At 67.7% G+C, this 23,699-nt stretch carries 25 protein-coding genes and 3 pseudogenes; 15 read left to right on the plus strand and 13 right to left on the minus strand.

The features are described 5' to 3' along the window. The coding region (locus NA3_RS37840) for an NUDIX hydrolase (protein WP_501193624.1) at positions 1-275 on the plus strand (275 nt) is incomplete at its 5' end. 15 nt (positions 276-290) lie between these two features. On the opposite strand, the gene NA3_RS30150 is transcribed toward NA3_RS37840, so the two are convergent. From NA3_RS30150 to NA3_RS30160, 3 genes are all read right to left on the minus strand, one after another. Then, the gene (locus tag NA3_RS30150) at positions 291-2,222 is read right to left on the minus strand and encodes a M3 family metallopeptidase (protein WP_062967431.1); all 1,932 of its coding nucleotides are present in this window, start codon (positions 2,220-2,222) and stop codon (positions 291-293) included. Between the two features lie 78 nt (positions 2,223-2,300). Then, positions 2,301-3,206: a hypothetical protein gene (locus NA3_RS30155; RefSeq protein ID WP_062967433.1), complete on the minus strand. Its 906-nt coding sequence runs from the start codon at positions 3,204-3,206 to the stop codon at positions 2,301-2,303. 278 nt (positions 3,207-3,484) lie between these two features. Further along, positions 3,485-4,687 (minus strand): epoxide hydrolase family protein, encoded by a 1,203-nt coding sequence (locus NA3_RS30160; RefSeq protein WP_062967435.1) that lies wholly within the window; start codon positions 4,685-4,687, stop codon positions 3,485-3,487. Between the two features lie 102 nt (positions 4,688-4,789). Here NA3_RS30160 and NA3_RS30165 point away from each other — a divergent pair, with 102 nt between their 5' ends. From NA3_RS30165 to NA3_RS30180, 5 genes and pseudogenes are all read left to right on the plus strand, one after another. Then, entirely contained in the window at positions 4,790-5,350 is a 561-nt protein-coding gene (locus NA3_RS30165; protein WP_062967437.1) for a CGNR zinc finger domain-containing protein, read from the plus strand. A gap of 9 nt (positions 5,351-5,359) precedes the next feature. After that, positions 5,360-5,539: pseudogene (locus NA3_RS39355) on the plus strand (helix-turn-helix domain-containing protein); the annotation flags it as partial. Between the two features lie 111 nt (positions 5,540-5,650). Then, positions 5,651-6,517 carry a hypothetical protein gene (locus NA3_RS30170; RefSeq protein ID WP_227995510.1) on the plus strand — a complete coding sequence of 289 codons (867 nt, stop codon included), beginning with the start codon at positions 5,651-5,653 and terminating at the stop codon, positions 6,515-6,517. A 75-nt stretch (positions 6,518-6,592) separates the two neighbouring features. After that, the gene (locus NA3_RS37195; RefSeq protein ID WP_128145291.1) at positions 6,593-7,231 is read left to right on the plus strand and encodes a hypothetical protein; all 639 of its coding nucleotides are present in this window, start codon (positions 6,593-6,595) and stop codon (positions 7,229-7,231) included. 462 nt (positions 7,232-7,693) lie between these two features. After that, positions 7,694-8,311 carry a hypothetical protein gene (locus NA3_RS30180; protein ID WP_128145292.1) on the plus strand — a complete coding sequence of 206 codons (618 nt, stop codon included), beginning with the start codon at positions 7,694-7,696 and terminating at the stop codon, positions 8,309-8,311. A 155-nt stretch (positions 8,312-8,466) separates the two neighbouring features. On the opposite strand, the gene NA3_RS35590 is transcribed toward NA3_RS30180, so the two are convergent. Beyond that, positions 8,467-8,613, minus strand: coding sequence for a DUF1059 domain-containing protein (locus NA3_RS35590; protein WP_063820473.1), 147 nt, complete (start codon positions 8,611-8,613; stop codon positions 8,467-8,469). A 68-nt stretch (positions 8,614-8,681) separates the two neighbouring features. Then, complete coding sequence (locus NA3_RS30185; RefSeq protein WP_062967444.1) at positions 8,682-9,287, minus strand: TetR family transcriptional regulator; 606 nt, start codon at positions 9,285-9,287, stop codon at positions 8,682-8,684. Positions 9,288-9,422: 135 nt separating this feature from the next. Between NA3_RS30185 and NA3_RS39525 the strand changes: the two are divergent. The 3 genes and pseudogenes from NA3_RS39525 to NA3_RS30195 all read left to right on the plus strand — a co-directional run. After that, positions 9,423-9,710: pseudogene (locus NA3_RS39525) on the plus strand (acyl-CoA thioesterase domain-containing protein); the annotation flags it as partial. A gap of 219 nt (positions 9,711-9,929) precedes the next feature. Further along, positions 9,930-10,214: a thioesterase family protein gene (locus NA3_RS39530; RefSeq protein ID WP_373995287.1), complete on the plus strand. Its 285-nt coding sequence runs from the start codon at positions 9,930-9,932 to the stop codon at positions 10,212-10,214. Between the two features lie 95 nt (positions 10,215-10,309). Next, entirely contained in the window at positions 10,310-11,197 is an 888-nt protein-coding gene (locus tag NA3_RS30195) for an ATP-grasp domain-containing protein (protein ID WP_062967645.1), read from the plus strand. Positions 11,198-11,523: 326 nt separating this feature from the next. Here NA3_RS30195 and NA3_RS30200 read toward each other — a convergent pair whose 3' ends face one another. After that, on the minus strand, positions 11,524-12,345 hold the full coding sequence (locus tag NA3_RS30200) for an LLM class F420-dependent oxidoreductase (RefSeq protein WP_062967447.1): 822 nt from the start codon (positions 12,343-12,345) through the stop codon (positions 11,524-11,526). A gap of 168 nt (positions 12,346-12,513) precedes the next feature. On the opposite strand from NA3_RS30200, the gene NA3_RS30205 reads away from it, so the two are divergent. The 4 genes and pseudogenes from NA3_RS30205 to NA3_RS30215 all read left to right on the plus strand — a co-directional run bounded on the left by NA3_RS30205 (position 12,514) and on the right by NA3_RS30215 (position 14,471). Then, the gene (locus NA3_RS30205) at positions 12,514-13,215 is read left to right on the plus strand and encodes a DUF4389 domain-containing protein (protein ID WP_062967449.1); all 702 of its coding nucleotides are present in this window, start codon (positions 12,514-12,516) and stop codon (positions 13,213-13,215) included. A gap of 186 nt (positions 13,216-13,401) precedes the next feature. Beyond that, a pseudogene (locus NA3_RS39360) lies at positions 13,402-13,569 on the plus strand (methyltransferase domain-containing protein); the annotation flags it as partial. Between the two features lie 106 nt (positions 13,570-13,675). Continuing rightward, a complete protein-coding gene (locus NA3_RS38875; protein WP_227995509.1) occupies positions 13,676-13,813 on the plus strand; it encodes a hypothetical protein in 138 nt (45 codons plus the stop codon). 142 nt (positions 13,814-13,955) lie between these two features. Then, positions 13,956-14,471, plus strand: a complete 516-nt coding sequence (locus tag NA3_RS30215; protein WP_062967453.1) for a DUF4822 domain-containing protein — start codon at positions 13,956-13,958, stop codon at positions 14,469-14,471. Positions 14,472-14,486: 15 nt separating this feature from the next. Here the strand turns inward: NA3_RS30215 and NA3_RS30220 are convergent, their stop codons facing one another. Continuing rightward, a complete protein-coding gene (locus NA3_RS30220; RefSeq protein WP_062967455.1) occupies positions 14,487-15,158 on the minus strand; it encodes a PAS and ANTAR domain-containing protein in 672 nt (223 codons plus the stop codon). Positions 15,159-15,545: 387 nt separating this feature from the next. On the opposite strand from NA3_RS30220, the gene NA3_RS30230 reads away from it, so the two are divergent. Next, positions 15,546-16,382, plus strand: coding sequence for an RNA polymerase sigma factor SigF (locus NA3_RS30230; RefSeq protein ID WP_062967459.1), 837 nt, complete (start codon positions 15,546-15,548; stop codon positions 16,380-16,382). On the opposite strand, the gene NA3_RS30235 is transcribed toward NA3_RS30230, so the two are convergent. From NA3_RS30235 to NA3_RS30245, 3 genes are all read right to left on the minus strand, one after another. Further along, positions 16,379-16,810 (minus strand): DoxX family protein, encoded by a 432-nt coding sequence (locus NA3_RS30235; protein WP_062967461.1) that lies wholly within the window; start codon positions 16,808-16,810, stop codon positions 16,379-16,381. The two genes, NA3_RS30230 and NA3_RS30235, sit on opposite strands and share 4 nt — an antisense overlap. Before the next feature lie 128 nt (positions 16,811-16,938). Next, complete coding sequence (locus NA3_RS30240; RefSeq protein ID WP_062967463.1) at positions 16,939-17,391, minus strand: SPW repeat protein; 453 nt, start codon at positions 17,389-17,391, stop codon at positions 16,939-16,941. 98 nt (positions 17,392-17,489) lie between these two features. Further along, the gene (locus tag NA3_RS30245) at positions 17,490-18,533 is read right to left on the minus strand and encodes an alpha/beta fold hydrolase (protein ID WP_062967465.1); all 1,044 of its coding nucleotides are present in this window, start codon (positions 18,531-18,533) and stop codon (positions 17,490-17,492) included. Between the two features lie 108 nt (positions 18,534-18,641). Between NA3_RS30245 and NA3_RS30250 the strand changes: the two genes are divergently transcribed. Next, positions 18,642-19,271: a class I SAM-dependent methyltransferase gene (locus NA3_RS30250; RefSeq protein ID WP_062967467.1), complete on the plus strand. Its 630-nt coding sequence runs from the start codon at positions 18,642-18,644 to the stop codon at positions 19,269-19,271. Positions 19,272-19,275: 4 nt separating this feature from the next. On the opposite strand, the gene NA3_RS30255 is transcribed toward NA3_RS30250, so the two are convergent. From NA3_RS30255 to NA3_RS30265, 3 genes are read right to left on the minus strand one after another with little or no spacing between them, the layout of a single operon-like run. Beyond that, on the minus strand, positions 19,276-20,553 hold the full coding sequence (locus NA3_RS30255) for an ATP-grasp domain-containing protein (protein WP_218021917.1): 1,278 nt from the start codon (positions 20,551-20,553) through the stop codon (positions 19,276-19,278). 8 nt (positions 20,554-20,561) lie between these two features. After that, positions 20,562-21,560 (minus strand): alpha/beta hydrolase fold domain-containing protein, encoded by a 999-nt coding sequence (locus NA3_RS30260; protein ID WP_218021918.1) that lies wholly within the window; start codon positions 21,558-21,560, stop codon positions 20,562-20,564. After that, entirely contained in the window at positions 21,547-23,571 is a 2,025-nt protein-coding gene (locus NA3_RS30265) for a CocE/NonD family hydrolase (RefSeq protein ID WP_062967647.1), read from the minus strand. The genes NA3_RS30260 and NA3_RS30265 overlap by 14 nt, the downstream gene beginning before the upstream one ends. Between the last annotated feature and the right edge of the window lie 128 nt (positions 23,572-23,699).

Consider the following 23,699-nt stretch of genomic DNA (forward strand, 5'->3'; position numbering starts at 1 on the left):
TCGTCGTCGCGCTCGACAATCCGGGCGCCCTCTATCCCAACGACGACGAGGTCCATGCCGTGCATTTCGTGCGGCTCGACCGGCTCGCGGCCGACGATGTGCCGCACTGGGTCGACCGGCCGGACGGCTCCCGGCTGCTGCAGCTCAGGATCGGGGACTCGATGACCATCCACGCACCGACCGGCGCCATGTTGCTGCAATTCCGCGAGGTCGTGCTCGTCGGCCGCGAAACCCGGGTGGCGGATCTGCTGCAACCCGACTGGACGCACACGTAGGGCGGAGCGCCGCGTTCACGACACCGCGTGTGGCGTGGGCGCACGGTCCAGCCAGGCCGCGAACGCGTCGAAGGTGAACGGGCGGCCGAGGAAGTCCGCCACCGAGTCGGCGGCATCGCGGGAACCACCCGGCGCGATGATACTGTCGCGATACCGTTGCGCCACAACGGGATCGAACAGATCGCCGGCGTCGAACGCGGAGAACAGATCCTTCGCGATCACCAGACTCCACAGATAGGTGTAATACGCCGAGGTGTAGCCGGCCAGATGCCCGAACGACGCTTGGAAATGGGTCTGCGGCACCTCGGCTATCCCGCTGTGCCGCGTCACGGCATCGACGACCACCGGGTCGTGGTCGGCGGGCCGGTCCTGGTGCAGTAGATAGGACACCTCGGTGTAGCCGACCTGCGTGAGGACCGAGATGCCCTTGCCGAAATCCTTCGCCGCCCGCATACGCTCGACCAATTCGGCCGGGATGGGCGCGCCGGTCTCGTCGACGGCGAAGGTCGCGAGAATGGCGGCGTCCCAGGCCCATTCCTCGAGCATCTGCGACGGCGCCTCGACGAAGTCCCATTCCGTGGCGACGCCGGAGAAGCGCGCCCAGTCCTGGTGCCCGCCGACGACGTGGTGGATCAGGTGCCCGAATTCGTGGAACAGCGTGACGACGTGCTGATGTTCCATCAGTCCGCGCGAGAAGTTGCACACCAGCACGCCCTCGGGCAGGAGTTTTCCGGCGACGCCGCCGACGAGGTCGAATTGTGCGGCGTGCTTGTATTTGCCTTCGCGGGGATGCAGGTCCAGATAGATCCGTCCGCGTCGTTCACCGTCGGTGTAGACGTCGTAGACGGTGACGTCCTCGTGCCAGCGCGGTACGTCGACGGCTCGATACTCCAGCCCGAACAGGCGGCCGGTGACCTCGAGCAGACCGGCTCGCACGCGCGGGAAATCGAAGTAGCGGCGCACTTCCCGGGCATCGACGTCGTACTGTTCGCGGCGCACGAGTTCGGTGTAGTAGCCGACTTCGGAGCGGTCGATGGTCGTGGCTGTGGGCTCGTCCTCACGACGGCGCGCCAGCAGTGTCTCGAGGTCACGCCGGCCCGCGGCGTCGGCGGCACTCGCGATGCGCTCGATGAATTCGGCGATGGCGTGGCCGCTGCCGATCATCTTCACGTCGGCGTCGTAATCGGGCCAGCTGTCGAAGCCGAGCAGCGCGGCTTTCTCGGCACGAAGATCCAGGATCTCGTGCAGCACAGCGTCATTGGCCGGCCAGCCACGGCTTTCGAACTCCATGGTGAGGGCGCGGCGGGCGTCCGCGTCCCGGGCGTAGGTGCGAAACGGCAGATAGTCCGGATAGTCGGTGGTCACCGTGACGAGCCCGTCCGCCGCGGGCGGATGGGCGGTGACGAAGTCCGCGGGCAGTCCTTCGAGTTTGTCGGGTGAGACCCGGATCGATCGGACGTCTTCGCGGATGGCCCGGCCGAATTCCTGTTCGAGCAGGGTGAGCCGCTCGGAGATCTCCCGCAGCCGGTCTCGGGTTCCCTCGTCGCGGTCCACTCCGCTGCGCCGGAAATCGCGCAGGACGTGCTCGCGCATGCGCGCCGGCACCTCGTCCAGGTTCGACGGGTCGGTTGCGGCGACGATGTCGTACAGAGCGCGGTCGAGATCTCTGTCGGTCCTGGCTCGATCGACCTCTTGCACCAGTTCCTCGGCCAGCCCGCGCACCTCGGGGTCGGGGTGGACTTCGGCGAACAGGTGCGCGGCGGAATCGGCCCCGCGCAGCGCGATATCGGCGTCGTTCCACAGTCCGAGCACACCGGCGGTGTCGCCGGGCGTGGCGGCTTTCAGCTGCTCCATCGTGTCCGCCGCCGTCCTCAGCCGGCCGCGGACGTAATCGCCGAGCCAGTCCGGCCACTCGGCCGCGGGCAGTGCAAGCGGTTCACTACTCATGCTCCGACTCTAACCGCGGCCGTCGCGGCGGCCGGGATTCCTCGGCGAAGCGCGACGTGGGCGAACCGTATTCAGCGATTACGTGAAGTAGGAGGCATACTCGCCGAACGGAACCTGACCGGTGGGGCTGGCCTCGATGGCGTCGACCACGGGGCCCGGAATGGGAGCCCAGTAGGCGGGCATCGCGGCCGCCAGTGCGGGTTTCAAGATGTAGATCAGGGCGAAGTTGACGATCCACAGCGGCGGCGCCATCGACATGCCGACCACGGTGCTCACATTTCCCTTGGTATTCGTGACCAGCTGCGCCGCACCCGAAATCTGTTGCGCCACAAACCCGTATGCCGCTTGCACGGTATAGGCGGACCGGTACAGCGCGACCAGACTCCGAGTCGCACCGTTGTCCCGCAACCAGTTACCCACGTATCCGCCGGGCGCGATCAACGTATTCACCTGCCGGGTCGGCGCGTCCGCGTTGGCGGGGCTCTCCAGCATGCCGCTCGGATTCACATAGAGCCCGTAACTGGCCAGCGTCGAGGGCGTGCGTTGCCCGCCGACATCGGAATAGATCGGGCGGCCGGCCGTATTGGTGAGGATGTCGACGCACGCGGTGATCACAGTCGCCGCGTCACGGTTACCGCCGACTCCCCCACCGGTGCTCAGATCCTGATACTGCTGATCGGTCAACGCGTCGGCGCGGTCCAGCCCGATCTGCGCGGCGATCCGATCCGCCGCCGCCTCACCGAGCGGCTGATCGAGCTGATCCGGACTCGCCATCTGCGTCGGCGCCACCTGCTCGTATCCGGGCGCCCCGGAGAAGGGGACAGCGAACCCGGTGTCGACAGTATTTGCCACTGGTTCGCCAGCAGCCGTCTGAGCCGCCCCCAGTGAGACGACGCAGAGCCCGATCAGTACCGCCGCAACGCCGGTTCCGCGGCAGCTCGATCCGCGCCGACGAGCGAGACCTGCCATCCCGATGCGCTGCATACGTCAACCTCTCCGAATCATCGTTCGAGGTAACACACGATAGTTCACTAGTCAAACGCCACGCCCGACGCCGTGTCAAGGGCCCGGCGTCCCGTTACCTGCGCCCGTCTGGGACGACGCGACTCATCGGCGCCCAGCGAGAATGGCCGGCGTCATCATCCGAACGCTGTCAGATTGCCGAGGCCCACCCTTGGGCCGCACGTGCCCTTTCGGCGACGACGACCCCGAGCCCGGCTGTCGCGACGAGGTGCGTCCCTCCAGCGGTCTCGACGCCCAGTTCACCGATGGGCGGCCAGTACTGCGGCGAGACCCTCTCGCAGATCGTCGACGAAATACTCGGGAACTTCCAGCGACGGGAAATGTCCACCGGATTCGGGTGCATTCCATCGGACGATCTGCCGGTACCGCTGCTGCGCCCAGGGGCGTGGGCATTTCTCGATGTTGCGGGGATACATGGTGATCGCCGAGGGGACGTCGACGCGGAGGTCGGGGTCGAGCGAGTTGTGGCTTTCGTAGTAGATGCGGGCCGCGGATGCGCCGCTGCGGGTCAGCCAATAGAGGGTGACGTCGTCGAGAATGCGGTCTCTGGAGATCGTTTCGAACGGGCTGTCTTCGGTATCGCTCCACTCGGCGAACTTGTCGAGAAGCCAGGCGAGGAGCCCGACCGGTGAGTCGACGAGCGAATAGCCGATGGTCTGCGGCCGGGTCGCCTGCTGCTTCGCGTATGCGGCCCGGTGGCGCCAGAAATGACGGGTTTCCTCGGCCCACTCGCGTTCGGTCGCGGTCAGCCCGTCCGTTGTCACCCCGGGCGGCGCCTCCGCGAACAGCGAGTGGACGCCGAGAACATGCTCCCCGAACCTGCCGCCGAGAACCGTCGTGATAGTGCCTCCCCAGTCTCCGCCGTGCGCCAGGAACTTCCGGTAGCCGAGCCTGTCCATCAGTTCCACCCATGCGGCCGCGATCTTTTCGGTGCCCCACCCGGTGGTGGCCGGTTTGTCGCTGTAACCGAACCCCGGAAGCGACGGGATCACCACGTGGAACGCCGGCGCGGCCGCGTCTTCCGGATCCGCCAATTCGTCCACCACATCGATGAATTCGGCGATGCTGCCCGGCCAGCCGTGCGTCATGATCAAGGGAGTGGCGTCCGCGCGTGCGGATCGCCGGTGCAGGAAGTGGATTCCCAGGCCGTCGATCCTGGTGCGGTACTGGCCGATTCGATCGAGACGCGCTTCGAACGACCGCCAGTCGTACTCGGTGCGCCAGTAACTCACGACGTCGACGAGGTCGGCGAGAGGAACGCCCTGTGCCCATCGCCCGGGGCCGGGCGCCGCGCGAGAGACGGTCTCGGCTTCGGGGAGCCGCGCGGCGGCCAATCGCGCGCGCAGATCGTCGAGGTCGGCGTCGGTCGCGCGCGCTTCGAACACCTGCACGTCGAGGGGGCTGGGCGCGGAGATCGGATCGAGGTTGCCGAGTGCGGACATGAGACCTCCTGTCATCGCGGAACCGGCTGCACCCTGTCGTGAACCGGCTAAGACGGTTCTAACATGAGGGTAGGACAGCCCGCAACCAGCTAAGCTGGTTCCATGCCTGCTGGGTTTCCTGATTTCCGCCTCGGCGCCGTACTGGCGACCAGCTTCACGGGGACTCTGTCGGAGCGTCACGGCGATCCTGTGGAACGCATCCCCACACCGCAGCGACTCGTCGATTGGCTGGAGGTGAGCGGCCTGGCCGTAAACTCCTGCACCGCAGCCCAACTCGACCTCGCCCGGGAACTGCGAGAAGCCATTCACGCCGCCGCGACCGCGGCCGCGCTCGGCGACGCACTCCCCGCCTCTGCCGTCGAGACCATCAATGAGCGCAGCCTTCAGGGCCGGGCCGCGGCGATCCTGACCCCCGAGGGCAACCGCCGCTGGCGGCTCAGCGCGCCTTCCCGCGTAGAAGACGCCCTGGGCGTCATCGCCGCCGACGCGATCGACCTCATCTCGGGCGAACGAGACGGAAAACTGGCGCTGTGCGCATCACCGACCTGCCGCGCCGCCTTCTTCGACACCAGCCAGAGCCGCACCCGCAAATGGTGCGACATGAACACCTGCGGAAACCGCCAGAAAAAGGCGCGCTTCAACGCCACCCACCGCCGCCGCTAGCCTTGGAGCATGGACCTCGGGGAGCGGCTCCAATCTCTGCGGAAGCGACGTGGGCTCACGCAACGCGAATTCGCGGAACTGTCCGGTATCTCATTGTCCTATATCCGGAAGATCGAGCAGGGTGAGCGGAACGACGCTCGCATCGACACACTGCGGCGGTTCGCCGTCGCCCTCGGTTGTTCTCTCACAGCGCTTCTCGGCCCGACGCCCAGGATTGCAGAATCCGACGGCGACGCTGGGCTATGGGAACCGACGCGGCACGCGCTCGCGACGATGAGGGACTCGTCCGCGCAGGAGCCGATGTCTACCGGAGGCGTGGAAGCCGCACTCGCCGACGGGACGCGGCTGTATCACGACAACCGCTACGAGGCGCTGGCTCGCGTGCTGCCGCGACTGATCGAGGACGTCGAGGCGGCACCACCGTTGGTGCGATCGCGGGTGCTGCAACTCGCGGGTTCCGCGATGGTGCAGACCCGCCAACTGCCGGCCGCGCGTACGGCATTGGATCGGTCGCTGTCCGATGCCGAGTCGACCGGAAACGTCCTCGACGCCGCCTCGGCAGTCATCACGCTGTGCTGGTTGCTGATCGTCGAACGACAATTCGATGCCGTCCGCCGCCTCGCCACCGAATGGGCCGATCGCATCGAGCCGCGCCTCTCGGTCGCGACGACACGTGAAATATCCACGTGGGGTTGGCTTCTGCTGCGCGGCTCCGCCGCCGCCATCCGCGACAATCGCCCGGATGAGGCCGACGACATGATGCGCCTGGCCGCCGCAGGTGCGGTGGCGATCCGACACGAGAAGGCTCCCTACCACCAGTACTGGACGACATTCAATCCACCGACCGTTGCCATGAAGCGGGTCGAGAACGCGGTCGTCGCCGATCGGCCGGACCTCGCACTGCGCCTCGCCCGCGATATCGCTCCCGTCCCGCGGCCCACCTCGGACAACCGCAATCGCCATCTGCTCGATGTCGCCTCGGCGCACCTGGAGTTGCGCCATTACGACACGGCGTTCGAGGTTCTGACAACGCTGTCGCGCGAGGCCCGGCCCTGGCTCGTCGAGCAGAGAATGGCGCGTGACTTACTCGAGCGGATCATCGCGAAGCGACGGACTCTGACCGTGGAGATGCGCGAACTGTCCGGACTTCTGAAGCTGGAATGCTAAGCAGCGCAACGTCTTCGCAGTGTCACTTCCGGTGACCACCCCGGCAAAGTGCCATTGTCGACGCTCTCTGACGATGTGAAGCTCGATGCGGCCTCGCCGCCGGGTGAAAATGCCTCGGCGGTGGGTGCCTACCAGGGCCATTACCGGAGAGGGGAAGCAATTATGCGCGACTCGGACGCCGCAGACTCGGCCAGGCCGTTCGTCACCCCTTGGCGGACAACATGTTCACACCTCCGCACCGAGGACGAGCACCCGTCGGCCGACCTGCCCGAACGGATACCGGGAGCATGCACCCGCTTCCTTCTCGAACGGAACTACCAACTCCAACTGCCGCCCGCTGATCTGCTGTGCCGAGTCATCGCCGGCCTGCTCGGAAGCGAAGACAGGCCACCGATTCCCTGTCCTCCACCACTCGCATACGGGTACCTACGGCTCGATCTCGTCCCCGCAGACGATCTTCGCAGCAGCGAACTTCGCCTGAAAATGGCTGCGAAGATGCTCGGCTGCGAACTCGCCGCGATCTTCCGCGAGCCGACACCACAGACCACCGTCCCACCCGCTTACCTGGAGCTGGTTCGCGAATGCTGCCGCGCCGAGGCGCGCATCGTGATTACGGGCCGAGATCACCTGTCGAATCTCGAGCTCCCGCGCACGTCTTTGCTCGACGTCCTGGCCGGACGCGCCCATGTCCTCGTTCACGAAATATCGCTTTGACGCAGGGCATTGCGACTGCGAACGGCTTCACGGCTATCGGCATCCACCCGGCCGAATCTCACGACGGTGGACAGCTTCGGAGCATCACATCAATTCTGGAGGACGCGTTGAGCTCTTTTCGCCTGGACCGCATCGGCGGATCCGATACTGCGGTATCCGAGCAATCGCGGTCAGGCCGGTGAGAGCCTTGAATTTTCCGCACATCTTCGTGCCGGCTGACGGACACTTGGCCGAGATGCTCTGCAATGTCGAACTGTTGGGCCCGCTATCCGTCGGCCGGGCGCGACAACTCATCGACATCCATGGCGACCACGATTGTCTCGTCGGGCACACCGCTCGAGCACTCGGAGATGAGGATGACGAAACATCACGGTGAGGCGATTGATTCGACCCGAAGCACTCAACCGGCGAGGAGAGCCGGACGTGTGTCGTGTGATGGTCGGGCTGGATAGGCTGGCAACCGTGGTGAGGATTCGGCATCTGGTTCTGGCCGGCGTCGTGGCGGCGAGTATGACCGCGTGCGGCGAGTCGGCACCCGATTCGTCGACAACGTCATCGGCGCCGACGATTCGCACGGCCTGCGACGCCAGTGCGGCGAATGGATCCGTCTTCACCACGACAGTGCGCCCCGATATTCCCTTCGCGCTCCAGCTTCCGCAATTGAGGGCCTGGCAGGTGACGCCGACGGAAGGGAAGGATGTGATATTGCGCCGGTCCGATCGGCACCCGGGACGGATGAGCAGCGCGACCGTCACGCTCGGCGTCTCCCCTCCACGCAAAGCTTCCGGCCACACAGCCGTGATCAGTGCGATGGAAGGCACGTGGCGGCAGTGGCGATCCGAGACCGTCCAGGTGTGCGGCTGGGGCGGAACCCGGTCCACCGGAGTTTTGTCCGCGTCCCGTGCCGAGGAGGTCGACGAGTACCACGAGTTTCTCGGATTCGATTACCTCGCAGGCGACATGCTGTATCCGATTCGCATGTCGGTCGAGGCCACGGCCGCCGATCGGGACATGTACCGACCCGATATCGACACCTTCGTCGACGGACTGCAGATCGTGCCGATACCTCCGGCCGGTTGAGCAGCGTCGTTTCATGCGTGCCGAGTTCGTGAGAATTCGCCACACGAAACAGGTCGCCATCCCGACGGCGACGCCTCGGCGGGCCGGTTCACCCGGCCGGAGACCGGCTGGGTGAAGTACGCGCGGATGCGCTGCCCGGCCGCCGATACGGAGAATCAGTAGGCGAGGAAGAGGATTTCGTCGCGCGAGTAGTCGTGGCCGGGGTGATTCTCGGCCAGATGCTTCTGCGTCTTCTCGACGAGGTCGTCTTCGTCGGTGCCGACGATCTGTTCACCGCAGGGGCAGCCCAGTCTGGTCTTCAACGTCGTTCTCCATCGGTCGGGCTGGTCGTGTCGTTCACCGTCACCTTAGGCACATTCTGTGCCGCCCGTCACCCCGGGTCACCCGCCCGCTCCTCCTCCGCAACCGCCCATCCGGCGCCCACAGCGGCCGTGAGCTCGGCGTATACCTCGGCTATAACGTGTGACAATTCGCGCGTGGAGGAACCGTCGACCCAGCGGTCGAACGCGATCCCGAAGACGGTCACCGCGACCCGGGCACAGAGGGTCGCGACAGCCTCCGAGACGCCCGCGGTTCGCAGCGCGTCGGCGAGTTCGCCACCCACGACGGCCATTTTCCGGAGTTCGCGCTCCTGCAGTGCGGCGTTGGCCGCGATCACCGCCCGCCGCCGCAGCTGCCACTCCGGCAGATCGGGAATCTGCGCACCGGCCGCCTGGATCGCGGTGATCGCCGTCGCCATCGGGTCCGCATCGGTGGGCGCGGTGGCCACCGCTTCCGCGATCGCGCTGCTCAGCAGGTCCTGACCACCGAAGAGTACCTCCCGCTTGTCGGCGAAATGCCGGAAGAAGGTGCGTTCGGTGAGGCCCGCCCGCTCCGCGATCTCGGCCACTGTGGTCTCGTCGAACCCGCGCTCGGAGTACAGCTCGAGGGCCGCCTGGGCGAGGCGGCCGCGCGCATTGGGTTCCCATCGACTCATGATCCGATCCTAGGTGACGACAGTTGCTGACATTCGGTCGCCGGCGGCGGCGCCCGAACCGGTGACCATCCTCCGGATCCGGTCCTATAACGTGTTCTAATTCGAAGGGTCGGGAACGGAAGGGCCGAGGCGATGATGGCATTCTTTAGCCGCGACGAACGGGGATTCGTCGCGGGCGACTTCGCGGTGAGCAAATGGTCGCCCGATCACGTGGCCGGACCCGCGATCTGCGGTCTGCTGGCGCGGGAATTGGAAACGCACTGCCCGGGAGCCGGTTTCGTTCCCGCTCGGCTCACCGCCGACCTGTTCCGCCCGGTGCGGAACGAACCGATCACGGTGCACAGTGCGGTGGTGCGCTCCGGCGCCCGGGTGCGCGTCGCCGACGCGTGGATCACCCAGCAGGACGAGGTGCGCGTGCGGGCGTCGGTGATGTACCTGGCTGTCGCACAGCAACCTCCGGGCCGGATCTGGCAGGCCGACCAGGCCCTGCCGGTGCCCGACCGGCGACTGGACGCGCCGACCGGCCAGCCACCGCTGTTCAAATGCGGCGACGGCGACTGGTCCGGCGACTTCGCCGCCGCGCAGAACGGGGAACGCAAATCGGTCTGGCAGAATCTGCCGCCGCTGGTCGAGGACGAGGCGATCACGCCGTTCCAGCGCGCGGCGTTCCTGGCCGACACCACCAATCTGGTCTGCAACTGGGGCAGCGAGGGCGTCGGCTACATCAACAGCGACGTGACCCTCACCCTGACTCGGCTGCCGGCGGGGCGGGAGCTGGGATTGCATGCGCAGGACCATATTTCGGCCGACGGCATCGCGGTCGGCACCGCCACCCTCTACGACCGGGCCGGACGGATCGGCACCTGCGTCGTCACCGCGCTGGCCAACGCCGCCCGCCAGGTGGACATGGCCGAGACGCGGGTCTAGCGCCGCAAGACCGCGGACCGTCCGTCGCCACGGGTGGGAGCGCCCCCGCGACCGCACTTTTGGCCGAGCGTGTGCTGTCCCGTGAGGATGACCCGATGATCGTGTTGGTTCCCGCAGACGTTCTGCGCCCCGGCCACGCCGACGCCCACTTCGCCGCCGATGCCGAGGCCGCGCGGGCGAGCGGAATGGAGGTGGGCCTGGTCGATCACGACGCGTTGACCCGGACCGGAGCCCCCGACCCCAGGGCAGCGGTGCGGCGGGTGCGCGGCGAAGGACCCGCGATCTACCGGGGCTGGATGCTGCGCAGCGAACAGTACGCCGCCTTCGACGACGCACTGCGCGGCCGCGGCGTGACGTTGTGCACGAACGCTCGGCACTACCGGCGCGCCCACGAATTCCCCGGCTGGTACGACGTCTTCGCGCGGCTCACTCCCGAGTCGAGCTGGACCCGAGGAGTGGGACGCGACGAATTCGACCGCGCGCGAGCCGTTCTGGGGCCCGGACCCGCCGTCGTGCGCGACTACACCAAATCGATGAAGCACCACTGGCACGAGGCGATGTACATTCCGGACCTCGCCGACACGGACGCGGCCTGGCAAGTCGCACGGCGCCTGCGCGAGCTGCGCGGGCCCGACCTGACCGGTGGCTTCGTGCTGCGCCGCTTCGAGGACCTCGCCGCCGAGGAGGTGCGCACCTGGTGGGTCGACGGCAACTGCCGGCTGGTCGGCCCGCACCCCGACACCCCGGACCGGATGCCGGCACCCGGACCCGACCTCACCACGGTCGAACCGCTCGTCCGCGAGCTCGGATGCCCTTTCGTCACGGTCGATTTCGCGTTGCGCTCCGACGGTGTCTGGCGGGTCCTGGAAGTCGGTGACGGGCAGGTCAGCGATCGCCCCGCCACGCTCGCACCGCAGCGGCTCCTCACCGTGCTCGGGAGCCTCGGCGGCCCGGACGCGCCGCCCGAAGACAGAAGTCGGTGACGCGCTGCACGTCCCTCGCGGAGTCCGACGCTGTCGATCGTGGTGGCAGGCGCGGTCCGCTCGACCAACGCGGGCAGCTGGTCGGCCGTATACGGCGGCCTTGCGCGCCTCCACCGGCACAGGCAATTACCGCATTTTCGCAGTCGGCGCACAGGTGCACTCACTGCCAACTCGCATCGACTGCCTCCCCGCCGTCGCAAGGGCCCCGGACAGCCGCCGCGTGCCGAGATGCCGGGGCAGCCGCCCCGCGTCCCTGAACTCGCCCACGGCAGCCGGCACGTGCGCCGCCCGGGAGGCCAGGTCCGACACGGCGCACGGACGCGGATTCAGTCGCGATAGCGCTGCGCGACCGCCGCGAATTCGTCGAGGGCGCGCAGCGATTCCGATTCCGGCAGGGTCGGCAGTGCCAGCGTCACCCGCTGCACACCGGCCTCGGCATAAGCATCCAGCAGTGCGGGATCGGGCGCGACCGGCGTGATCGCGATCGGGATGTCGCTGTCGCCGACGGCGGCCAGTTGGGCCGGCACCTCGGAAGCGTCGGACACGCCGTTGGGCACCCAGCCGATTCCGAGGCGCACCGCACGCCGCGCCGCGGCCTCGCCGCCGCCGACGAAGATCGGCGGATGCGGACGCTGCACCGGCTTCGGCCAGGCGAAGATCGGATCGAAATCGACGAAACGACCGTGGTATTCGGCCAGATCCTGGGTCCAGATCGCCCGGATCGCGGCCAGCTGCTCGTCCAGCAGAGCGCCGCGCGTCCGCGGGTCGGTGCCGTGGTCGGCCATCTCCTCGCGATTCCAGCCGACGCCGACGCCGAAGACCACCCGCCCGCCGGAGAGATGGTCGAGGGTGGCGACCTCCTTGGCGGTGTGGATCGGATCGCGCTGGATCAGCAGGGTGACCCCGGTGCCGAGCACCAGGCGTTCGGTCACGACCGCCACCGCCGCGAGCGCCACGAACGGATCGAAGGTGCGGTAGTACACGCGCGGGAGCTCACCGCCGCCCGGATACGGCGTTTCCCGGCTCGCCGGAATGTGGGAATGTTCGGCGAGGAACAGCGATTCGAATCCGCGCTCCTCGAGCGCCGGTCCGAGAACCCGGGGACCGATGCCCTCATCGGTCAGGAAGGTGTTGACTCCGATCTTCATACGAGGCCGAACCTCGTCCTCGCGTCCGAGTATTCCCGCGGCCCGGCGGGTGTCTCGCCCGGGTGACGCGCACACCCTCGAATTACCCCTGCGCGCAGCGTGCATGCGAAACAATCGTGCATATCCGACGCGGCTCGGCTGGGCCGCGACCGCCGAGAGGAGCGTGACATGCAACCCGAGGCATCTCCCTACCCGGTCCACGTGCGCGGCGACCTGGATCCGGCGCTGTCGCGCTGGCAGTGGATCGTCAAATGGATTCTGGCGATCCCGCACTACATCGTGCTGTTCTTCCTGCATATCGCCTATGCGGTGGTGACGGTCATCGCGTTCTTCGCCATCCTGATCACCGGCCGATATCCGCGCGGCCTCTTCGATTTCAACGTCGGTGTGCTGCGCTGGACGTGGCGGGTGCGGTTCTACGCGCTCTCTGCGCTCGGCACCGATCGGTATCCCCCGTTCAGCCTGCGACCCGACGAGAATTACCCGGCCGACCTCGAGGTCGACTATCCCGAGCGGCTGCACCGGGGTCTGGTCCTGATCAAATGGTGGTTGCTGGCGATCCCGCAGTATCTGATCGTCTGGGCGTTCGTCGGCAGCTCGCGGTACTGGGGCGGAGACGACGAGGGAACCGCCGTCATCTGGATTCCGCTGCTCGGCATTCTGGTCTTCATCGCGGCGATCGCGCTGCTGTTCACCGGCCGGTATCCGAACGGTCTGTTCGCCTTCGTGCTCGGCATGAATCGGTGGACACTGCGGGTCCGGGCCTATGTTTCGCTGATGAGCGACGAGTACCCGCCGTTCCGGCTGGACCAGGGGCCGCGGGAGCCCGAAAATGCCCCGCGCCCACCGGAATCCGGCTACCCCGTCTGATCACTCTCCCGCAGGGTCCGGCCGCGGGCGCGGTGACCGTGAAGACTCGGTACCGAATTCCGACCCGTCCCGATCGCAGTGGGGAGTGAATGTGCTGGGAGACGAGCCCGTCTCGGACGCGTATGCGGCCAACGCCGAGTTCTGGATTCGCATCGTGCGTGAAGATCTCGCCCCTGTGCCGCATTCGTGGCGGCCGCGACGAGCCATCCGGCACACGATCCGGCCCGCGCGCGATTCCGGCATGCCGACGTGGCCGCGCCGCCGTTGCCCGACGACAGCGTCGATCTGGTGGTGGCCAACCGCCTTCCGCACGGATTGTCCGATCCCAGACGGCGATTCGTCGAATTCGCGCGCGTTCTGCGCCCGTCCGGGCGGCTGGTGATGATGACGATGCATCGCGGGGACTCGTTCCCCCGCCGCGTCGGTCCAAGCGCTGTACTCGCTGGAAACGACGATCGGAATGCTCACCACCGCCGGCTTCGCGATCACCGCCCTGCGCGAGCCCCGACCCACCGAGCAGCAACGGCGCGAAAACCCTTGGTGGGACGAGCATTTCACCCGCCCCCTGTTCCTGCTGCTGGAATGCGCGCTGCTATAGGCACAGCCAATCACGAACATCGAAGACAAGTATTGGACGCTATAACCCCAGTTCGTGCAGGCTGAAAGCAGTGGCCATCGCGTCGACTCTCCCGGAGGCCGGCCGACCTCGAACGGCCGCACACGACCGAGAGGAATGCGCCTTGTACAAACTCGCCCCCGCACTCGCGACACTGGCCGCCGTCGGATTGCTCGCTGCCTGTGGCGATCAGAACGGCACCGGCGCGAACCCGCCCGCTCCGGCGCCCTCGTCCGCGCCCGCCTCCGCGAGCGCCGGTTCACCCTCGGCGGTGCTGGCCTCCACCCCGTGGGAGACCACCTCGGCGCGCGATGCCCAGGGCCGCCCGGTCGCACGGACCGACAGCGCTGTCGCGAACTACGTCGGTTTCGCCTACTTCGACCCCGACGGCACCTTCACCATGTACAACCTCGACGACACCCCGAAGATGCACGGCGACTGGTCGATCTCACCCGACGGCCACACCCGCACCGTCGTCGCGAAAAATGCTGCGGGACAAGAACAATTCCGCCGCGTCGTCGATATCGTCACACTCGACGCCGCGACCTTCACCTACCGCGTTTACCCCGACCCCGCCGACCGCACCACCTACTACGACATCGTGCACACCCCGACGAACCACCCGGAACCGGGCGCCTGAACGAGCCCGCCGGCACTACTGCTCGTCCACGACGCGATGGTGCAGCGTCAGCAGAAGATGATCGAGGCGGGTCCGCGTCGGCGCGGGCACCGGGGGCATGCTGTCCAGATCACTGATCAGCTGCGCGGCCAATTCGTGCACTTTGACGTTGGTTTCCTGCGATCGCCACGCCAGCACCCGGAACGCTTGCTCCGCCGAGATCCGGTAGACGAACATCAGAATGCCCTTGGCCTGTTCGATCGCCGCCCGGCGCTCGATCACGGCGGGCAACTCCTCCTCGAGCAGCACCCGGCGCTCCCGGTCGACCGATTCGGTGAGGTCGACGTAGTAGCCCTGGGTGCCGAGCGCCCGGCCCGACGCGTCGAGCATCGGCTCCGACACCACCAGCACATCGCGGACCGTGCCGCCGGTGTCAACGATGCGGTGCCTGCTCGAGAACGGCGCGTGATCTTCGACCGAGGTGACGATGCTGGCTTCGACCCGGTCCCGGTCCTCGGGATGTTTGTGCGAGAGCAGCAGCTCGGTGGTCGGCTCGACCTGCCCCGGGGCGTAACCGTGCATGCGGGCCACCTCGTCCGACCACTCCCACCGTTGTTCGGCGAACCAGAATCGGAACCGGCCGACGCCTTGCGGGTCACCGGCGCCCACCACCCGTTCGACGCCGTCGTCCTGCCCGCTGGCGACCATGGTCGCAGCCTACTCCGCCCGCTCGCAGGCCTCCCACCTGCGCAGATGCCCCACCGACGGCACCGGTGGGGCGGCCGTGCCGAGCCGATGCGCGGTGGCATCCGATCCGTAGCCCAACCGATACCGGATCCTGTCCGGTTCTCGACCGATGGGACCGGACGGTCCGTAGGATCGGTCCGGTACGCGAACGGCGCGCATCCGCCCGCCCCCAGCGTGCGATTGTGCACCAGGCAGATGGGTTGCGCGCCAACCAGTTTCGAAACTCCGGCGCAGGCCGAGGCGAACGATAGCCGAATGCGAACATCCGTGCGCAGGCGCACCGATGAGCTTGCGTGATCGAGGTGCTCGCTCCATGTCGTCGCATACGACGGAAACGGAGTGGCCCGAATGACACATCCCGCACGAACCCACCGGACCGGAGGCGCCCGGTCGCGTAGCGACAGCTACGACAACATCGAACCGTGGTTCGACAAACTTGCCGACCTCGACGCCACCGACCCGCACCGGCGGGCACTGCGCGAACACATCATCGAATTGTGTTTGCCGCTGGCCGAGCACATCGCACGCCGCTACCTCAACCGCGGCGAGGCCTACGACGACCTGTTGCAGACCGCCCGCATGGGCCTGGTCCTCGCGGTCGACCGCTTCGACCCCGGACGGGGCGCGCCGTTCCTCGGCTTCGCCGTCCCCACGATCATGGGCGAGGTGCGCAAGCACTTCCGCGACCACACCTGGGCGGCCCGCGTACCGCGCCGCTACAAGGAACTGCGCCACCGGATCGTGAAGGCCGGCGATCCTCTCACTCAGCGCCTGGGCCGTGCGCCCAACGCCCGGGAGCTGGCCGCCGAACTGGATGTCGACATCATCGACATCACCCAGGCGCTCGTGGCCGCCAACGTCTACCAGTGCGATTCCCTCGACGCCGCGCGCACCGAACGCGACGACACGCCGTCCACGGCGGCCGTCGCGCTGGGTGTCGACGAGCCCTGCTACGAACTGCTCGAACAGGCCGCCGCGGTCCGGCCGCTCATCGCCGAGCTGCCGCAGCGCGACCGCGACATCCTCGTCCTCCGATTCTTCGAATCGAAAACACAATCGGAGATCGCCGAGCACTTCGGGGTATCCCAGATGCACGTGTCACGACTGCTGACCCGCATCCTGGACACGCTGCGCGACGGGGTGTGGCGCACACCCGAGGACGCGGTCACGCAGATGCAGCCCTAGCGCGGCGAATCGGCCGGTGCCGTCTGTGCGCCGCGCTTGTCGGAGGCGACGAACAACAACCCGCCGATCATCGCCATGTTCTTGTGGAACTGCACCTGTTGCGGCTTGCGCGCGGCGGGGTCGTCGATCGCCCAGAACGCATGTCCCGCAATGGTTGTCGGCACCATCGAGGCGACCAGCGCCAGTGCCGACAGGCGCGGTAGTCTGCCCAGCGCCAGCAGGACGCCGGCGGCCACCTGGACGCCCGCGTTGACCTGGACCAGCAGCTTGTCGTCCTCGGGCAGCGGTACGACCGTGCGCACCGCCGCGAGGGTCGGCGCCGCCGCCTCCGGCCGGGCGCCGGGCTCGCGCAACGCGTCCGCGCCGAGCACCGCGTAGGTGGAGCCCATCAGGACGCGCGCCGCCGCACGCATCGGGTCGAAGCGCATATCAACTCCATTCCGGAGGAAGCGTGGTAGTTACCGTCGTGACGGCGACTACCCCGCTTGCCGATCTCCATGCGGGCGTCGTGCCGGCGGGCGCGGTGCACGCTCCGGCGACCCGGCGCCGCCACGAATCAATGGTGCGCCGCCGCGGCGTGCGGTCGCCGATCGCTGACGGCCGTGGTCACCAGCAACCCGGCTGCCGCCAGACCCAGCACGGTGACGATCGCCCCCATCACCACATTGGTCCAGAGCACGCCCGTGGGGCGCTGACCCACGACCCAGGGGCTGATGATCTGCCAGACACCGATCGGGATCAGGACCCAGCTCAGTCCGTAGCCGTTCGTCGGCATCGCCGTGATCACCAGGCCGATGACCGCCACGGCGATACCGAGAATCAGGTTCTGGATGACCAATTTCGGCGCGACGGAGAAATCGTTGATCACCCACGGCGTGATGGCCGTGAACAGTCCCGCCAGCAGGATCAATCCGTCGATCGTCACAACCGACGCATCACCGGGGCCGCCGTGGCGAGCCGCCCGCCCGGTGGGCCGGTCCACTGCGGTGCTCTGTGGATAACCGACCATCTCCAGTCTCCTTCCCAGCGTCGTTCGGTGCCGTCCGATCGGCCGGCACTGTCGGGCTACCCGGTGTCGCCGCGATGAACCCGGGCGTGGAAGAGGGATCAGGAGGTGTGGTCCGGGCGATCCGTCCGGATGGCGGCGGAGGCGGCGGCGCGGGAACGGACGCCGAGCTTGGTGCGGGCGTTCGCGACGTGCCGGTGCACGGTATGCGGACTGAGGCTCAGCCGCTCGCCGATCTGCGCGTCGGTGAGCCCCTCGGCGACCAGGCGCAGAATTTCGCGTTCGCGCTCGGTCACCGCCTCGGGACCCGGCGGTGCCGGCCGAGACCGCACCGGATATCCCAGCCCGCGCAGGATCGCGTCGGCGACCGCGGTGGCATCACCGCGCCACGGGAAATGGTCCTCGCCGTAGAGTTCGACGAAGTTCGCGCGGCGCACGCGACGGGCGACGTCGAGGCCGAGGGCGAAGGGCACCGCGCGATCGTCCCTGCGATGCAGCACGGTGGTCGGAACGGCCACGGCCGCCAGGTACTCGGTGGCGTCGAGTTCGTATGTGGCGGCCAAGGATCGGGCGGCTTGTTCCGCGGTGGCGGACAGCCGCTGGAATCGGGCGAACCGTTCGCGTTCGGCGCTGTCCGCGCCGGGCACGAAGACATCGGCCAGCAATCGGGAACCCAGGCCCCAGTGCGCGGAAATCGCATCCACCAGCGCGCGGCGCGCACTGTCCGGTGCGATGTCCACGCCCCGGGCGAACGATCCGTAGAGGACCAGCCGATGCACCCGGCGAGGCAGCCGGGCCGCGAGTCCGGCGGCGACCGCGGAACCCGACGACGCGCCCAGCACGGCCACCCGCTCGAACCCGAGCGCGTCGACGATATCGGCGGTCACGGCGATTTCACCGTCCGGATCGACCGGCACCCCCGCCTCGGACATTCCTCGCCCCGGCTGGTCGTAGCGGATGACGGTGAACCGCGTCGCCAGCCGGGACACGAAGGCGCGGAACAGCGGATCCTTCCAGTTGAGAATCAGATGGCTGCACCACCACCCGCCGATCAGCAATGCGGGACCGCTGCCGACCACCGAACACGCGACCTCGCCGCCGACGGTCCGCACCCGGTGGATCACCTGATCCTCGGCGCGCACCATGCTGCCACCTCTCGTGCGGCGGCCGTCGAGGCCGGCGCATCATCCGGCATCGATTATGGCCCGAACGGGCCATGACGCGCAGGGCCGCCGCCCGCCACACTCGTTCACATGACCACCGCAACTCTCAGCCAACGCCTTTTCGCCAGCTGGTATCCGGGCTTCATGTCTCGCGTCGAACGTGCCGGACAGGCCGATCTGCGCCGCGCCCAGCTCTCCCACGCGTCCGGTCGCACCCTCGAAATCGGGGCCGGCGACGGACTGTCGGTCTCGCACTACCCCGACGGCCTGGCCGAACTCGTCCTGCTCGAACCGAATCCGGCCCTGCGCGCCCGGCTGACGGCCCGCGCCGGCACCGTCACCGGGCCCGTCACCGTCGTGGACGGCGACGCGCACCGGCTGGATTTCCCGGCGGCCAGTTTCGATACGGTCACCGCGTCGCTGGTGTTCTGCTCGGTGCGCGACCCGGCCCGGGCGCTGCGCGAAGTGCATCGCGTGCTGCGTCCCGGCGGCCGGTTCCTGTTCCACGAACACGTCCGCGGCACCGGCCTGCGCGCCGGCGTACAGGACGTCTTGACGCCGCTGCAACGACGCCTCGCGGACGGCTGCCACGCCAATCGCGACTTCGAAAGCCTGCTCGCGGCAGCGGATTTCGAAGTCGAGGACATCACCCACACCCGGATGCCGACAATGATGCCGACCATCGTGCCCCTGGTCGTCGGCACCGCGCGCCGACGGTGAAAACCTAGCCCTGCTCGTCGAATTCGAAATGCAGGGCCTCGACGCAGCGGTCGTATTTCGCGGCCAGATCCGCTTCGTTGTCGGCGCCGATGAAGATATCCGCCAGTTCGTAGCTGTAGCTGTCCTGCGCGGGCATATCCGACAGCCGGGTTCCCGCACGCGGGACCACTTCGATGGTGACGCCGGGAATGTCGTTCTGGATCCGCTCGATCTCCGCCGCCGTGGGAATTCTGGTCACGATGGCGTCGGAGAAGCGGCGGTAGTAGCACTTGGCGGCGATATCGTAGCGGCCCTGCCCCTTCGGCAGCCGCGGATCGAGGCCGAGTCCCAGCCGCACCATGCAGTGGTGATTCGGCACGCCGTCCACGGCGTAGAACATGTCGGCGTGCGACTGCGAATGGCGGGCGTTGATCTCCAGGACCGACACCCGTCCGGTATCGGGCTCGCAGAAGAATTCGATGCTGAAGGTCGAATTGTCCAGGCCCATCTGCGATATGACGCGCTCGGAGATATCGGTCATCCGCGCCACGATCTCGGGCGGCAACTGAGACGGATATTGATGCCGCAGGAAACAGGGCGTATCCGGATAGTTGATCGAATCCAGGGCGCCGTTCACGGTGACCTGCCCGCGATAGACGTATCCCTCGGTCGCTGCCTGCACACCGGTGAGCGTTTCCTCGGCCAGACAGGCCTGGCCGCCGATCGCGGCGATCTCCGGCGGAAGCTCGACCCGGTCGAGAACGAATTCGAACGGTTTGCCGACGCGGCCGACGCCCTCGCGGATCTGTTCGGTCGCCGCCTCGAACTCGGCGTCGTCGTGCACGTGGAAGGCCAGTTCCGAGGAGAAGGACTTGACGGGCTTGAGCCACACCGGATACGTCATCCCCTCGGGAAGCCTGGCCTCACCGTCGAGGTCGACGATCCCGAACTTCGGGATCTCGTCGATCACCTTGCTCTGCTCGATCCGGCTCCAGTATTTGTGCTCGCACTTGACCACTGCCTCGAGGTCGGCGCTGGGCAATCCGAACTGCTCGCACAACATCGGGACCAGGGCGGTCACCGGAAAATCCCAGTATCCGACGACCGCCGAGATCTCGCCGTCGAAGCCCTTCAGCGCTTCTTGTGCCTTGTGCAACAGGTCTTCGATCGGAATCTCGCCCTCCTGCGTTTCCTCGATTCCGAGCAGTTGGTGGAACCGGAACCGCTCGGCATCCGGAATCTGCTCGAGGGTGCGCAGATTTCCGTCGTCGAGACCGATGACGAAGACGTCGGCAGTGTTCACTACTTTCCTCATTTCGAAACGTCGTCCACGGGCGCGTGCGTCGATTCCCCGGCCCGCGGCGGGGGCGCCGGGCGTTGCACGATCCGCACCAGCTGGCGCATCGCGTGCCGCGCCTCGGGAACATCCGAGAGATGCCACGCGTGGAACATCCCGGGATATTCGAAGTAGGCGAGGTCGACATCCTCACGCACGCACCGTGCCCGGAAGCGGCGGGCATCGGCGAGCAGGATGTCGCGGGTGCCGATGAACAGGCTCAGGCGCCCGGGCGTCGCGGCGGGCGCGTTCAGCGGGCTGATCATCGGATCGCGACGGTCGAGGTCGCCCGCGTACAGGCGACCGGCCTCGGCCAGTCCCCCGACGCCGAGATAGGGATCGCACGGATCGAGGGCCCGGGCCATGGGATCGGTCATGGTGACGTCGAGCCACGGTGAGATCATCACGACCTCCTTGGGCGTGACCGCCTCCGACGCGCCGAGCTCGCGTGCCAGCACCAGCGCCAGCGCGGCACCGGCGGAATCACCCATGAGCACCTTGTTCTCCGATGCGGTGTGCGCGAAGACCTCGTCGTGCACGGCGCGCACCATGGCCACGGTGTCGTCACCGTGGTGGTCGGGGGCCAGCGGGTAGAGCGGCACGGTGACCGTGCATCCGGTCCGGTCGACCAGCCGGGCCAGGAACTTCCAGTGGTCGTGCTGGATCTGGTGCACGTAGGCGCCACCGTGCAGGTAGAGGACGTGGCGCGAGGTGCCGCCCTCGAGGGGCCGGATGGTGTACACCGGCCGGCCGCGCATGGTGCGGCGCGTCACCCAGTAGTGGGTGTGCAGTTCGGCCGGCGGGCGGTCGCGGTCGGGCCGCTGACTCTTCCGGATGCTCTCCCGCAGCGTGTGTGCGTCGGCGAAGGTCTTGTCCGCGTGAGTCATTCGCATTCCGGCGATCAGCATCCGGCTGCGCAGACTCGGTTTCGCGTGCCGCACCGGGGCTACCGGCTCCAGGTCAAACGTGGTCACGGGGGATCACCCTCTTCCAGTTGCGCGAGAACATTCGCTGTTCACCCTCGAATCCGTCGAGTTCGGCGTGGACGAGGAATTCGGCCGGGGTGCAGGTGACGCGGGTCCGGGTCTCGGTGCGGGCCCGCCAGTCGCCGCGGGCGAAACTCATCGACCACGACGTTTCCGCTGTGGCGGAACAGAATTCGTCCGCCTTCCAGCTGTAGCGTTCGTGGACGCGGCGGTCGACGTCGAGATCGTGCTCGTCGAAGTGGACCAGACCGGCGTCCTTGACGATGTCGAGCGCGGACCGATAGTCGATCAGATCGCGCGAGACCGTCCATTTCTGCTCCCCCGGCCTGATCTGCGTCGTGCGCATCGGCTCGGCGCCTTCCGGCTCGCCGAACGGGCGCACCGTGACATCGTCGGATTCGGCGACCGGACGGATCGGCAGAGTCAGCGCGCTGCCTTCGGTGTACACGGTGACGAGCGCGGGTTCCGGCGGCGGCCACGCCAGCGGCCAGTAGGACGTCGACAGCGACAACCGGATCCGATGACCGGGCGGAAAGGCCTGGGCCACGGCGTTGAGTTGCACGGTGACGCGGTAGCGCCGGCCCGGTTCCAGCGGCTCCGGTTCGTCGTGTCCGTCGCGGTGGGTCAGATTGAGCAGGCCGTAGGTGACCCGGGTCGCGCGGCCGTCCGGAGCGACATCCGACAGCCTGGCCGCGACCATCGCCACCGGTTTGTCGGCCGACACCTCCAGCGTCACGGTCGGCGTACCCAAGATCTCGCACCGCTCGGTCAGCTCGTCGGTGTCGAACACCAGCGAGCCACCGTCCTCTTCGCGCTGGTCGTAGGGCAGATCCGGGGGAGCGCTGTAGGACGCCCACTTCCCGGCGAACTGTCCCACCGACAGCGGCGACTCGACCGCGAGCGCCGCCGGGGACACCGGCTCGCCCGGGCGCGCGATCCGGTTGCGGCCCAGCGGGTGCGCCACGGACCGAACGTGCGGCGAGGGCCACACCGGCTCACCGACCCAGCGGCCGGGCCGCTGTTCGTACGAGGTGGACGGCGGCACGCTCTCCTGCATCCAGGTCCGCAGCATCGGGCCGTCCATCACGCCGTTGTCGATATCGCGCAGCCAGTGGTCCCACCAGCGCACCACCTCCTGCAGGTAGCCGATCGCGGGACCGGGTTCGCCGAGATGCGGATATTTGTGCGACCACGGGCCGATCAGGCCCTTGCGCGGCACTTCCAAATTCTCGAGCAACCGTGCGACGGCGTTCGAATAGCCGTCGGCCCAGCCGCTGGAGGCCAGCACCGGGATCTGGACGTCGGCGTAGTTCTCGCAGACCGAGGCTCGCCGCCAGTAGTCGTCGCGGCGCTGGTGCTCGAGCCAGTTCGCGGCCCAGAGGCTGCAGTTCTCGAGTCGTTCCAGCCACATCTTCCGCCACCGGTCGCCGACCAGCGCGGGATCGGGCGGCAGCGTGCTGTAGGCGAACATCGTCGCCGATTCGGCGATGTTGTCCGACAGCAGGGCGCCGCCCATGTAGTGCATGTCGTCGGAATAGCGATCGTCGGTGAACGAGGAGATCACGATCGCCTCGAGACCCGCGGGTTTGCGGGCCGCCACCTGCAGTGAGTTGAAGCCGCCCCAGGAGATGCCCATCATGCCGAGCCGGCCGTTGCACCACGGCTGCGCCGCCATCCAGGCCAGCACCGCTTCGGCGTCGAGATGCTCTCGCTCGAGGTATTCGTCGGCGAGCACGCCCTCGGATTCGCCGGTGCCGCGCAGGTCGACCCGGACACAGCCGTAGCCGTGGCCGGCGAGATACGGGTGGTGAATCGAATCCCGCACCGCGCTCAGATCCCGCTTCCGATACGGGATGTATTCGAGAATGCCGGGCACCGGGGCGTCGTCGGAGGCGATCGGCCGCCACACCTTGGCGGCCAGCCGCACCCCGTCCGGCATCGGAATCCACACCTGTTCGTCCACGGTGATCTGCTGCGGCATGGACGTCACCGTCCGCATCAGTCCTCCTTGATCCACATCGGCGGCCGGTTGCGGACGCGGCGTCTCGCCGCCCGCTGCCACCGCCCCCGTCGATTACGCACTTCCGGCGGCTACCCGCTCACGGCCGCGCTACACCGGCAGCGCAC

The organism is Nocardia africana NBRC 100379 (assembly GCF_001612635.1).
Taxonomy (GTDB): domain Bacteria; phylum Actinomycetota; class Actinomycetes; order Mycobacteriales; family Mycobacteriaceae; genus Nocardia; species Nocardia africana.

Excerpts from the sequence above, each read along its gene's own strand:
- NA3_RS30165 (WP_062967437.1), top strand. The coding sequence starts at position 4,790 with ATGCCTGCTGGGTTTCCTGATTTCCGCCTCGGCGCCGTACTGGCGACC.
- NA3_RS30200 (WP_062967447.1), bottom strand. The coding sequence starts at position 12,345 with ATGAAGATCGGAGTCAACACCTTCCTGACCGATGAGGGCATCGGTCCC.
- NA3_RS30205 (WP_062967449.1), top strand. The coding sequence starts at position 12,514 with ATGCAACCCGAGGCATCTCCCTACCCGGTCCACGTGCGCGGCGACCTG.
- NA3_RS30150 (WP_062967431.1), bottom strand. The coding sequence starts at position 2,222 with ATGAGTAGTGAACCGCTTGCACTGCCCGCGGCCGAGTGGCCGGACTGG.
- NA3_RS30250 (WP_062967467.1), top strand. The coding sequence starts at position 18,642 with ATGACCACCGCAACTCTCAGCCAACGCCTTTTCGCCAGCTGGTATCCG.
- NA3_RS30185 (WP_062967444.1), bottom strand. The coding sequence starts at position 9,287 with ATGAGTCGATGGGAACCCAATGCGCGCGGCCGCCTCGCCCAGGCGGCC.
- NA3_RS30160 (WP_062967435.1), bottom strand. The coding sequence starts at position 4,687 with ATGTCCGCACTCGGCAACCTCGATCCGATCTCCGCGCCCAGCCCCCTC.
- NA3_RS30265 (WP_062967647.1), bottom strand. The coding sequence starts at position 23,571 with ATGCGGACGGTGACGTCCATGCCGCAGCAGATCACCGTGGACGAACAG.
- NA3_RS30235 (WP_062967461.1), bottom strand. The coding sequence starts at position 16,810 with ATGCGCTTCGACCCGATGCGTGCGGCGGCGCGCGTCCTGATGGGCTCC.
- NA3_RS30240 (WP_062967463.1), bottom strand. The coding sequence starts at position 17,391 with ATGGTCGGTTATCCACAGAGCACCGCAGTGGACCGGCCCACCGGGCGG.
- NA3_RS30245 (WP_062967465.1), bottom strand. The coding sequence starts at position 18,533 with ATGGTGCGCGCCGAGGATCAGGTGATCCACCGGGTGCGGACCGTCGGC.
- NA3_RS38875 (WP_227995509.1), top strand. The coding sequence starts at position 13,676 with ATGCTCACCACCGCCGGCTTCGCGATCACCGCCCTGCGCGAGCCCCGA.
- NA3_RS30220 (WP_062967455.1), bottom strand. The coding sequence starts at position 15,158 with ATGGTCGCCAGCGGGCAGGACGACGGCGTCGAACGGGTGGTGGGCGCC.
- NA3_RS30195 (WP_062967645.1), top strand. The coding sequence starts at position 10,310 with ATGATCGTGTTGGTTCCCGCAGACGTTCTGCGCCCCGGCCACGCCGAC.
- NA3_RS30155 (WP_062967433.1), bottom strand. The coding sequence starts at position 3,206 with ATGCAGCGCATCGGGATGGCAGGTCTCGCTCGTCGGCGCGGATCGAGC.
- NA3_RS30170 (WP_227995510.1), top strand. The coding sequence starts at position 5,651 with ATGTCTACCGGAGGCGTGGAAGCCGCACTCGCCGACGGGACGCGGCTG.
- NA3_RS30230 (WP_062967459.1), top strand. The coding sequence starts at position 15,546 with ATGACACATCCCGCACGAACCCACCGGACCGGAGGCGCCCGGTCGCGT.